At 65.6% G+C, this 11,505-nt stretch carries 11 protein-coding genes and 1 tRNA gene; 6 read left to right on the top strand and 6 right to left on the bottom strand.

Annotated features, from left to right (window positions below):
- Positions 1-17 precede the first annotated feature (17 nt).
- From cysS to NOV72_RS20260, 6 genes are all read left to right on the top strand, one after another.
- Positions 18-1,415, top strand: coding sequence for a cysteine--tRNA ligase (gene cysS, locus NOV72_RS20285; protein ID WP_106856378.1), 1,398 nt, complete (start codon positions 18-20; stop codon positions 1,413-1,415).
- A 47-nt stretch (positions 1,416-1,462) separates the two neighbouring features.
- Entirely contained in the window at positions 1,463-2,476 is a 1,014-nt protein-coding gene (locus NOV72_RS20280; protein WP_106856377.1) for an endonuclease III domain-containing protein, read from the top strand.
- A 129-nt stretch (positions 2,477-2,605) separates the two neighbouring features.
- Positions 2,606-3,577, top strand: a complete 972-nt coding sequence (locus tag NOV72_RS20275; RefSeq protein WP_061119638.1) for an acetyl-CoA carboxylase carboxyltransferase subunit alpha — start codon at positions 2,606-2,608, stop codon at positions 3,575-3,577.
- 38 nt (positions 3,578-3,615) lie between these two features.
- Positions 3,616-5,043 (top strand): tRNA lysidine(34) synthetase TilS, encoded by a 1,428-nt coding sequence (tilS, locus tag NOV72_RS20270; RefSeq protein WP_106856376.1) that lies wholly within the window; start codon positions 3,616-3,618, stop codon positions 5,041-5,043.
- 325 nt (positions 5,044-5,368) lie between these two features.
- Positions 5,369-6,619, top strand: a complete 1,251-nt coding sequence (locus NOV72_RS20265) for an aspartate kinase (protein ID WP_106856375.1) — start codon at positions 5,369-5,371, stop codon at positions 6,617-6,619.
- A gap of 174 nt (positions 6,620-6,793) precedes the next feature.
- Positions 6,794-6,886: transfer RNA gene (locus NOV72_RS20260), tRNA-Ser, on the top strand.
- 163 nt (positions 6,887-7,049) lie between these two features.
- Here the strand turns inward: NOV72_RS20260 and loiP are convergent.
- The 6 genes from loiP to NOV72_RS20230 all read right to left on the bottom strand — a co-directional run bounded on the left by loiP (position 7,050) and on the right by NOV72_RS20230 (position 11,486).
- Positions 7,050-7,808 carry a metalloprotease LoiP gene (loiP, locus tag NOV72_RS20255; RefSeq protein WP_106856374.1) on the bottom strand — a complete coding sequence of 253 codons (759 nt, stop codon included), beginning with the start codon at positions 7,806-7,808 and terminating at the stop codon, positions 7,050-7,052.
- A gap of 163 nt (positions 7,809-7,971) precedes the next feature.
- Positions 7,972-8,907: a malonate decarboxylase subunit epsilon gene (mdcH, locus tag NOV72_RS20250; protein WP_106856495.1), complete on the bottom strand. Its 936-nt coding sequence runs from the start codon at positions 8,905-8,907 to the stop codon at positions 7,972-7,974.
- A complete protein-coding gene (locus tag NOV72_RS20245; protein WP_245933104.1) occupies positions 8,904-9,533 on the bottom strand; it encodes a malonate decarboxylase holo-ACP synthase in 630 nt (209 codons plus the stop codon). Before NOV72_RS20245 ends, mdcH begins: the two co-directional genes overlap by 4 nt.
- Positions 9,533-10,348, bottom strand: coding sequence for a biotin-independent malonate decarboxylase subunit gamma (gene mdcE, locus NOV72_RS20240; RefSeq protein ID WP_106856372.1), 816 nt, complete (start codon positions 10,346-10,348; stop codon positions 9,533-9,535). Before mdcE ends, NOV72_RS20245 begins: the two co-directional genes overlap by 1 nt.
- Positions 10,345-11,187 (bottom strand): biotin-independent malonate decarboxylase subunit beta, encoded by an 843-nt coding sequence (locus NOV72_RS20235; protein ID WP_106856371.1) that lies wholly within the window; start codon positions 11,185-11,187, stop codon positions 10,345-10,347. Before NOV72_RS20235 ends, mdcE begins: the two co-directional genes overlap by 4 nt.
- On the bottom strand, positions 11,184-11,486 hold the full coding sequence (locus NOV72_RS20230) for a malonate decarboxylase subunit delta (RefSeq protein WP_106856370.1): 303 nt from the start codon (positions 11,484-11,486) through the stop codon (positions 11,184-11,186). The genes NOV72_RS20235 and NOV72_RS20230 overlap by 4 nt, the downstream gene beginning before the upstream one ends.
- Between the last annotated feature and the right edge of the window lie 19 nt (positions 11,487-11,505).

The following is an 11,505-nucleotide window of genomic DNA, read 5'->3' as shown; positions in this document are numbered from 1 at the left end:
TCCATGCTTCGCCTTCTATGAACTCGCTGCGCATCTACAACACGCTCGCCCGTGACAAGCAACCCTTCACGCCGCTCAAAGCCGGCGAGGTACGCATGTATGTCTGCGGAATGACGGTTTATGACTATTGTCACATCGGTCATGCGCGCGTGATGGTGGTATTCGATATCGTGCAACGATGGCTGCGCGCGCTCGGCTACAAGGTCACGTACGTGCAGAACATCACGGACATCGACGACAAGATCATCCGCCGCGCGGTCGAGAACAACGAGCCGATCAAATCGCTCACGCATCGCTTCATCACGGCGATGCACGAAGATGCCAGCGCGCTCGGCGTCGCGCGCCCGGACATCGAGCCGCGCGCGACCGACTTCATCCCGCAGATGCTCGGCATGATCGATGCATTGCACGCGAACGGCTACGCGTACCAGGCGAAGGACGGCGACGTGAACTACGCGGTGCGCAAGTTCGCCGACTACGGCAAGCTTTCGGGCAAGTCGATCGAAGACCTGCGCGCGGGCGAGCGCGTCGCCGCGAACGACGCGAAGGAAGATCCGCTCGACTTCGTGCTGTGGAAGCAGGCGAAGGCCGACGAGCCCGCCGACTCCGGCTGGGACTCGAAGTGGGGCCGCGGCCGTCCGGGCTGGCACATCGAATGTTCCGCGATGGGTTGCACGTTGCTCGGCGAGCAGTTCGACATCCACGGCGGCGGCATGGACCTGCAGTTCCCGCATCACGAGAACGAGATCGCGCAGAGCGAAGGCGCGACCGGCAAGCCCTTCGTGAACTACTGGATGCACAACGGCTACGTGCAGATCGACAACGAGAAGATGTCGAAGTCGCTCGGCAACTTCTTCACGATCCGCGAAGTCCTTGAAAAATTTGATGCCGAAGTCGTGCGCTTCTTTATTGCGCGGGCACACTATCGTTCGCCGCTGAATTACAGCGACGTGCATATCGACGATGCGAAGAACGCATTGACGCGCCTATATACGGCGTTGAAGGATGTCGAGCCGGACAATCAGCAACTTGACTGGAACGAGGCGAACGCGCAGCGTTTCCAGTCTGCGATGAACGACGACTTCAACACGCCGGTGGCCGTGTCCGTGTTGTTCGATCTCGCGAGCGAAGTGAATCGTACGCGCGATCCCGCGCTCGCCCGGCAGCTCAAGGGGCTCGCGGGCGTGCTCGGTCTGCTCGGGCGCGAACCGCGTTCGTTCCTGCAGCAGGCGAGCGGCACGGGTTCGGAGCCGCGGCTCTCGCCGCAGGAGATCGAAGCGAAGATCGCCGGACGCATTGCCGCGAAGCAGGCGAAGAACTACGCCGAAGCAGACCGGATTCGCGCCGAATTGCTCGAAGCCGGTATTGCGCTTGAAGACAAACCGGGTGGGTCGACCGAATGGCGCCGCGTTTGAACGCGGCCATTCGAACCCTCTGATCGACTCACCAGGCAGGAGGCAAGATGGCAACGGCCAGGAAGACGCCGGTCAAGCGACCCGCGTCTGTCAGCGATGCGTCGGGCGCGGCAAAGCGCACGCGCGTCGCGCAAACGAAAGCGAACACGCAGAAGATCGATGGCGCAAGCGCGACGGGCAGCCGCAAGACGGCCAAAGGCGTCGCGCTCAAGGCGGCGAAACCCGAGAAGGCTGCGCGCCTGAACGGAGTCGCGCGGCCATCGAAGGCGGGCACGGAAGAAGCCGAAGCGTCGCCCGCGAAGGGCAACGGCCGCGCCGTCGCCGGCGATGGCGCGAACGCGCAGGCGCTCGTCGCGGAGCGCGGCGAGGTCGTGCGCAAGTCGCGCGTCGTCACGTCGGACGCTGCTGTGCCCGTGCAGATCGGCGGGCTCACGCGCGAAGTCGTTCGTCCCGACTACTGGGATCGCGCATGCGCCGATCTCATGAAGCGCGACCGCATTCTCAAGAAGCTGATCCCGAAGTTCGGCGAGATTCATCTCGTCAATCTCGGCGATCCGTTCTCGACGCTCGCGCGCTCGGTGGCCGGCCAGCAGATTTCCGTGAAGGCCGCGCAAGCCATCTGGGAACGCGTGAAGGGCGCATGCCCGGAGGTGCATCCCGCGCATTTCATCCGGCTCGGCCATGAGAAGCTGCAGGCGTGCGGGTTGTCGCGACGCAAGGCCGAATACATCCTCGATCTCGCGCAGCATTTCGAATCCGGCGCGCTGCATGTCGATGCATGGACGTCGATGGACGACGAAGCCGTGATCGCCGAGCTCACGCAGATTCGCGGCATCGGCCGATGGACCGCCGAGATGTTCCTCATCTTCAATCTGTCGCGCCCGGACGTTTTGCCGCTCGACGATCTCGGGCTGATTCAGGCCATCAGCGTCAACTACTTCAGCGGCGAACCGGTGACGCGCAGCGAAGCGCGCGAAGTGGCCGCGAACTGGGAGCCGTGGCGCACGGTCGCGACCTGGTACATGTGGCGCAGTCTCAATCCGATCCCGGCGGATCACTAAAATACCCACGCGCAGGACGCGCGAATTTCGCGGGCTATCGTTGATTTATAATCGATAGTTCCCGCGCGAATTTTTGAGGGACGGACGCGGTTAGAATACGCGCTGCCCGATGTTCTAGGACTCGAACATATGAAGACCACGTTTCTGGATTTCGAGCAGCCGATCGCTGAACTCGAAGCGAAGATCGAAGAACTCCGCTTCGTTCAGGACGATTCCGCTGTCGATATTTCGGAAGAAATCGAGCGGCTGTCGAAAAAGAGCCAGCAGCTCACGAAGGATCTCTACGCGAACCTCTCGCCCTGGCAGGTTTCGCAGATCGCGCGTCACCCGCAGCGCCCGTACACGCTTGACTACGTTAGCGAGCTTTTCACCGATTTCCACGAACTGCATGGCGACCGCGCCTTCGCGGACGACCTCGCGATCGTCGGCGGCTTCGCGCGTTTCAATGGCCAGCCGTGCATGGTGATCGGCCATCAGAAGGGCCGCGACACGAAGGAGCGCGCGCTGCGCAACTTCGGCATGCCGCGCCCCGAGGGTTATCGCAAGGCCGAGCGTCTGATGCGCACGGCCGAGAAGTTCAGCCTGCCGATCTTCACGTTCGTCGATACGCCGGGCGCGTATCCGGGCATCGGCGCGGAAGAGCGCGGACAGTCCGAAGCCATCGGACGCAATCTGTATGTGATGGCCGAGCTCAAGACGCCGATCATCACGACGATCATCGGCGAAGGGGGCTCCGGCGGCGCGCTCGCGATCGCGGTCGCCGACACCGTGATGATGCTGCAGTTCTCCACCTACTCGGTGATCTCGCCCGAAGGCTGCGCGTCGATTCTGTGGAAGAGCGCGGCGAAGGCGCCGGAAGCGGCCGAAGCGCTCGGTCTCACGGCGCATCGCCTGAAGGCGCTCGGTCTCATCGACAAGATCGTGAACGAGCCGCTCGGCGGCGCGCATCGCGATGCGAAGGGCATGGCCGCGCTCCTGCGCCGCGCGCTCGCCGATTCGCTGCGTCAGTTCCAGGGCATGAGCGTCAACGACTTGCGCGAGCGCCGCTTCGAGAAGCTGATGGCGTACGGCAAGTACAAGGAATCGCTGCCGGGCGCGTAATCCCGCCATCGTCGGCATCTCATCTTTCACGAACGCTCGTGACATCCGATAACGAAACCCCCGCCGGCCGCCTCGTCTTCGAGGCGGTGTGCGCGACGGTTTCGGACGCGGCGCTTTCTTCCGATGCACTGCTTGCGGTCGCGCTGAGCGGCGGACTCGACTCCACCGTGCTGCTCGACGCGGCCGTGCGCTGCTTCGGCGCGCGGCGGGTCGTCGCGCTGCATGTTCATCACGGCCTGAGCCCCAACGCGAACGCGTGGGCCACGCAGTGCGAGGGCTTTGCGGCGTCGCTCGACGTGCGTTACGCCGCCCGTCATGTCGATGTCGCGCGCGCGGGCGGCGAAAGTCTCGAAGCGGCGGCGCGCGATGCGCGTTATCGCGCGCTCGACGATCTCTGCGACGAACAAGGCGCGCACGCACTCCTGATCGCGCATCACGCCGACGATCAGGCCGAAACCGTGCTGCTGCAACTGCTGCGCGGCGCGGGCGTCGCGGGCCTCGCGGCGATGGCGCCGCAGCGGGCGGACGGCGCGGTGCCGCGTCTGCGTCCGCTATTGCGCTTGCTGCGCGCGCAACTCGAGCAATATGCGCACGAGCGCGACTTGAGCTGGATCGACGACGAGTCCAACGGCGACACGCGCTATTCGCGCAACGCGTTGCGGCACGACGTGCTGCCCGTGCTCGCGGTGCATTTCCCCGGTTTTCGCGATGCGCTCGCGCGCACGGCGTCGCACGCGGCGTCGGCGCAGCGGCTGCTGGATCAACTTGCGCGCATCGATTTCGCGCAGGTGCAGAGCGCGAGCGAAGAGGGCGCGCTGACGCTCGACGCGTTCCTCGCCCTCGACGACGACCGCGCGATCAACCTCATGCGTTTCTGGATTCGCTCGCGCGGCTTGCTCGCGGCATCGACGGCGCGCATCGCCGACATGCTGCGCCAGTTGCGCGATGCCGCCGCTGCGCGCGACGGCCACGCGTTGCGCGTCGATCATGCGGGGCATAGCTTGCGCGTCTATCGCAATGTGCTGTTCTGGGAGCCGGGCGACAGCGGCGACGCGCCCGATCTCGACGAAGGCGCGCCCGCGTTCAAGACCGCGATGGAACTGCAATGGCAGGGCGAAGAGGTGTGGCGTCTGCCGCAATGGCGCGGCTCGTTCGTGTTCGAGTCGGTCGATGAACCGGCCGACGATGTCGTCGGCGAGGGCGTGTTGCGCGCCGCGCCGCTCGCCGCGCGCTCCCGTGCCGGCGGCGAACGCATGCGCGTCGCGGCCGAAGCGCCGAGCCGCACGCTCAAGAATCTTTTTCAGGAGCGCGGCGTGCCCGCGTGGAAGCGCGATGTGCCGCTGCTTTTCGTCGGCGAGGCGTTGCTGTTCGTGCCGCACGTGGGCGTCAATCGCGAAGCGGCGGCGAGCGCGGCGCATGGTCCGCTGCGCCGCATTTCGTGGCGGCCGGATTTGCTGCTGGCGTAGGGCGCGCTGAACGGCCGTCGTGCCGAAGCCGGCAAAATCGCCGTCGCGGGCGCTCCATCTTGTAATTTCGGCTTCGATCGGGTACGGTAACTCGTTTCGCCCAAGCGCGTTTTTGCGCGGCATCTGCGTTCAAAAGACTCGATTTCGCCCGCATCGACGCATCCGTGCGCCGCGTACGCCATCCGTGCGAGCGCGCGCGACGGGCGTGCGGCAGCGCCCGCTGTTCGCAGGCTTCGACATCCCCTGAAGCAAATCGGGCGCGAGTCTCAAGCGCTCTCGCGCCAACGTGCGTGAAGCGCGGTTTTCCCTCCAGTTCAAAACGACAATGGCACTCATCGTACACAAATACGGCGGCACTTCGATGGGCTCGGTCGAGCGCATCAAGAACGTCGCCAAGCGCGTCGCCAAATGGCATAAGGCCGGCCACAAGATGGTCGTCGTGCCCTCGGCGATGTCCGGCGAAACCAACCGCCTGCTCGGTCTCGCGAAAGACATCAAGGCCGACCCGGACCTGCGCGAACTCGACATGATTGCCTCTACCGGCGAGCAGGTGAGCGTGGGGCTTCTCGCCATCGCGCTGCACGCCGAAGGCCTCGACGCCGTGAGCTACGCCGGCTGGCAAGTGCCGATCAAGACGGACAGCGCGTTCACGAAGGCGCGCATCAGCGAAATCGACGGCGAGCGCGTGCTGAAGGATCTCGACGCGGGCAAGGTCGTGGTCATCACGGGCTTCCAGGGCGTCGATCCCGAAGGTCATATCGCCACGCTCGGCCGCGGCGGCTCGGACACGTCGGCGGTGGCGATCGCCGCGGCCATGAAGGCGGACGAATGCCTGATCTACACCGACGTCGACGGCGTCTACACGACCGACCCGCGCGTCGTCGAAGAAGCGCGCCGGCTCGATCGCGTGACCTTCGAGGAAATGCTGGAAATGGCGAGCCTCGGCTCGAAGGTGCTGCAGATCCGCTCGGTGGAATTCGCCGGCAAGTATCAGGTGAAGACGCGCGTGCTCTCCAGCCTGACCGATCCGCTGATGCCGCTCGCCGACGAGATGCACTCCGGCACCCTGATTACTTTTGAAGAAGACGAGAACATGGAAAAAGCAGTGATTTCTGGCATCGCGTTCCAGCGCGACGAAGCGCGCATCGCGGTCATGGGCGTGCCCGACAAGCCGGGCGTCGCGTATCAGATTCTCGGGCCGGTCGCCGATGCGAACATCGACATCGACATGATCATTCAGAACCAGAGCGTGAACGGCAAGACCGACTTCACGTTCACGGTCGGCCGCGGCGACTATCAGCGCGCGCTCGAAATCCTGAATGGCCAGGTGAAGGGTCACGTTCAGGCGGAAACCGTGCTGGGCGACCCGAAGGTGTCGAAAGTGTCGGTCGTGGGCGTCGGCATGCGCTCGCACGTGGGCATCGCGAGCACGATGTTCCGCACGCTGTCGGAAGAGGGCATCAACATCCAGATGATCTCCACGTCGGAAATCAAGATTTCGGTGCTGATCGACGAGAAGTACACCGAACTCGCCGTGCGCGCGCTGCACAAGGCGTTCGAGCTCGACCGCGCCTGATTGCATATGACGCGCATGTGAAGGCTCGCGCGCCGTTGCGTTGCGGTTTGCGGAGCGGGGCCATTCGCTAGTGACGGTTTTGAAAAAAATAATCGTGCGAATTTGACCCGCGCCTGCGAACACGCTATTATCTCGATCTCGTTGCACTGCACTCCCGGTGCAACGAAAAGTTTGGGAGACGTGGCCGAGAGGTCGAAGGCACTCCCCTGCTAAGGGAGCATCTGGCTAAAAACTGGATCGAGGGTTCGAATCCCTCCGTCTCCGCCAGTTGTCGTAGAAAGGCCCCGCAAGCTTAAAAACTTGCGGGGCTTTTTCTTTTGTAGCGTCGGCTCTCGTGTTCGCAGATTGGTTCGCCATCCTGAGCGAACCATCTTCGGTTTTGTCATCCGCCAATGCGCGCGTGGCCACGCGCGCATTGTTCACGTTCGCGTTACTTTCCAGACGCGATCCGATCCTGAATATGCTTCGCGCGCGCCGGCGACGACGGATGCGAGTCGAGCATGCTCGAACGCCCGCCATCGATCGATGCGAGTTTCTGGAACGCCGTGACGAGGCCCGCCGGGCTGTAGCCCTTCTTCTTTTGCATGTCGAACGAGTAATCGTCGGCGGCGCTTTCCTGCGATTGCGAGAACTGCGCGTTGACGAACTTCTCGGTCAGATCGCCGAGCTGCGATCCCGAAAGGCTCGCGATCACGCCCGTGCTGGCGCCCGCCATCGAGCGTGCCGCCGACGTCGCGTACGCAACCTGCATCGCCTTTTTCGTGTGGCCGAGCGCGACGTGACCCATTTCGTGCCCGACGACGCCGCGCACTTCGTCGTCGTTCATCAGGTCCATGAGGCCGCTGTAGACGCGCACGCAGCCGTTGGCCATCGCCCACGCATTGACGTCCTTCGTCATGTAGACCTTGTAGTTGACGGCCACGCCGTTGATGTTGTCGCCGAGCTGCTTGGAGATCTTGTTCAGGCGCTGCGTGTACTGGCTCGACGCCGGCGCGATCTTGTTCTCGCTGTCCATCTGCGTGCACGACTTGTTGGAGAGCGTGCGCACGTCGCTGTCGCTCAGCATGAGTGCCTGCGAGGCGAGTTGTCCCGATTGCGTGAGCGACTGCGGATTCAGGCTGCCGGCGCCGCTGCACGCGGCGAGCGCGGTGACTGCCGTTGCCGCGATTGCCAAACGGATGATGCTCATGTTTGCCTCTTCGTTTCGTTGTGGTTTCGGGCCCGCATTGGAGCGGGTCGGGCCGTCATGCTCGACGCAGATCGACCCGCTCGCTATCCGAAAATTCCGATTTTCTTACAAAACCTGACAACGAAACGACAAACAATCGAATCAATGGTGTACGCGAATCGAATCAGTTCTGCGCGCGGCGGCAGGCGGCGCGCACACGGGCGGCCACGGACGCGGCGGGCGACGCGTCCATCGCGATCGCCGCGGCGTCGGGCAGCGATTCGGCGGCGAGCTGGGCAAGCGTCTGTCCCGGCGGCATCTCCACGAAAACATGCGCGCCGAGTTCGGAAAGCGCGATGGTCGAATCGTGCCAGCGCACCGGATAACGCAGATTGGTGGCGAGGTCTTCGCGGATGGCGTCGGCGCGTCGCAGCACGCGCGCGCCACGGTTGCCGACATACGCGATGCGCGGCGTGTCGATACGCACGTCGCGCGCCGCGTCGATCAGGCGTTCGGCGGCGCCTTCGAGCAGCACGCAATGCGACGGCACGCTCACGCTGAGCCGTTCGGCCTTGCGCGCGCCGCGCGACAGAACGATCTCGCGCAATTTCGCGAGCGCGGCATCGCTGCCCGACACGACGATCTGGCGCGGCGCGTTCAGATTGCCGATGTAGGCGTCGGCGCCGCTGTCGGCGATCGCGCGGGCAATCTCGCTTTCGTTCAGCCCGAGCACCGCGAGCATGCCGTAACCGCGCGGATACGCCTCTTCCATCGACCGGGCGCGCAGGCGCACGAGCTTCAGTGCGTCGTCGAAGGCGATCGCGCCGCTGACGACCGCCGCGCCATACGCGCCGACCGACAGCCCCGCGACCGCTTCCGGCTCGATGCCCTCGTCCGCGAGCGCACGCGCCGCCGCGACGCCCGCGACGAGGAGCGCGACCTGCACGGCGACCGTCGATGCAAGGGCATCGGCGGTATCGAGCGTGAGCACGTCTTCGCCGAGCGCGGCGGACGCTTCCGCGAGCGTGCGCGCAATCGCCGGATGCGGCGCAGCGCCGCCGAGGCGATGCAGAAAGCCGGGCGTCTGCGCGCCTTGTCCTGGAAAGAGATACGCGATCATGCCGCCGTCCACGGATCGTCGACGAGCCGTGGGCCGTGTGCGTGCCGCAGCATCACGCGCAGACCGGCGCGCGCGAATTCGGCGAGCGAGAACGCCGCGTCGGGGGTTTCGATCTGCACGTCGATGCGCGTGCCCACCGTCTGCGCGGCGTGCGAGAGCGCGTCGAAGAGCGACGATGCGTCGGCGCGCGGCAACGGCGACGGCGCGCGCACGACGATATCGAGGTCGCTGTCGCGCGTGATCGTCGGCGTCGCGCTCGCGAGTTCGAAGCCGGCGCTGCCGGCCGGGCCCCAGGCGAGGCCGTATCGATCGATGATCGAAGGCAGCGCGCGCAGCAGCGCGAACGCGGGCAGGGCGGCTCGCGCGGAATCGGGTGCGCGCATGCGCAGATCTTCCGGCGTGAAAATCGCTTCGATCCAGCGCGGCTCGATCCACGTGCCGAAGCGCTCGCCGCGCGTCGCACCGCGCACGCCGACCGCGATCGCATCGCCGAGACACGGCGCGCGCCGCACGACGACGAACGGCGCGCGCGCAAGCGACGCACCGGCCCAATCCGGCGCTTCATCGACGAACCGCGCGCCGGGCGCGAGCCCGAGCAGATCGTGCGGACGCGGCGTCCGGTTCATCACGCGCTCCACTGCTCGCGCATGCGCCTGCGCACTTCGATCGACGCCGCGCGCGTGCGCTTCGCATCGGCGGAAGCGAGCCGGGACGACAGGTCGCGCGGACCGTTGCGCGCGTCCTTCACCGCGGCGGCGAGCGACGCTTTCAGGCGCTCGATATCGGCGGAAGAGGGCGCGTCGGCATCGACGCCTTCGATCAGTTCGTGCAGCAAGCCGAGCTTCGCGTACGCGCTCATCTTGTACGACATCGGCAGGACGGCGTCGCCGAGTGCGTCAAGGCTTTCGACGCTGCGTCGCGTGACACGCGCGGCGGCTTCCTTGCCCATCGCGTGGACGGCCGTGCCGGGCGCGTCGAGTGCGACGATGCGGTTCGCCTGATAGCCGTGCGCGAGGTACGCGCCCGACATCGCCGGCCCGACGATCAGCGCGATCACCGGATGACCCGCGAGCCGCGCGCTCGCGTAGGCATCGACGGCGGCCGCGCACGCGAGATGGACGCCGAGCAGTTCTTCGCGGCGTCCGTACGCCTGGCTTTTCACGTCGACGACGGCGACGATCGGGCGCTTCACGCCGGCATCGCGATCGGCGTCGATGACTTCGCGCACGGCGCGCGCGAGCAGCCAGCCTTGTTCGAGTCCGACGACGTTATCGGTCGCGCGGACAAAGCGGTTTTGCGGATCGGGCACGACGGCGAAGAAGCTGGCGCGTTCGCCGTCGAGCTGGCCGTCGCGGGCGCGGACCGGTCCGCTTGCCGTTCGCGTGGAGGGCGAAGTCAGCGCGTCGAGCCAGCGTTCGCCGCGAGAAAGTGCGTCGGTCATGATGTGCCCCAGAGTGTGCGCAGTGTGTCGGGATCGATCGCGTCCGGATTCACTTGCGCAAGCCGCGCGATGAAGCCGTCGACGTCTTCGGTGCGATGCCGTTTCGGCACGCCGCGTTCGAACGCGGCGAGCACGGCGTCGCGGACCTGATCGGTATCGTCTTCGACGAGCGTATCCGCGAGCCCGACCGCGACGCGTTCCTCGCCGCCGATCATCGACCAGATCAGGCGCCGGTCGCCCGAATCGAGTTCTTCGATGCCCGCTTCCTGTTCGATCACTTCCGGCCCGTTCATGCCGAGCCGCGCCTGACGCGTCATCACGAGTTCGGTGCAGAGCGCGGCCGCGAGCGACATGCCGCCGAAGCAGCCGACCATCCCGCCGATCACGCCGACCACGGGCACATGAGCCCGCAGCGCGACGATCGCCGCCTGAATCTCCGCGATGGCCGCGAGCCCGAGATTGGCTTCCTGCAAGCGCACGCCGCCGGTTTCGAACAGCACGACGGGGCGGATCGCGCGTCCGGCTTCGAACTCGCCCAGCGCCATTTCGAGCGCCGCGGCGATCTTCGCGCCCGACACTTCGCCGATGCTGCCGCCCTGAAACGCGGGTTCGATCGCGGCGATCAGCGCGGGCTCGCCGCCGAGCGTGCCGCGCGCGATGACCGCGCCGTCGTCCGCCTGGCAGACGATGTTCTGCATCGCGAGCCACGGCGATTCGATCTGCTCGAACGGGCCGAGCAGTTCGCGGAACGTGCCCTTGTCGAAGAGCGCCCGCGTCCGTTCGCGCGCCGTCAGTTCGATGAAGCTGTGCCGCGCGAGAAACGTGTCGTGCGCGTTCATGGCGTGTCTCCTTCGCTCGCTTCGACGGCTTCGTTCAGCCGCAGCATGACGACGCCGGGTGTCGCGCCGAAATCGTTCAGCTCGATCTTCGCCGCGCCGTCGTAGCGCTGGAAGAAGCGGTCGAGCACACTTTTCCATACGTGGCCGTAACCATCGACGCTCGTGCGGATCACCACTTCCGCGTTCGCGTTCTGCGAGGGCGAGAGCAGCACTTCGAGATCGCCCGAGCCGACCACGCCGACGTGCGCGCGGCGCGTCACGGGCCGTTTGGCGGGATATTCGTATCGCATGTTTTCCATCGTTCGTTCCTCTTCGATT

Source organism: Caballeronia novacaledonica, assembly GCF_900258035.1.
Taxonomy (GTDB): domain Bacteria; phylum Pseudomonadota; class Gammaproteobacteria; order Burkholderiales; family Burkholderiaceae; genus Caballeronia; species Caballeronia novacaledonica.
The sequence above is the reverse complement of the archived record's forward strand: the minus strand, read 5'-3'. Positions and strand labels throughout refer to the sequence as shown.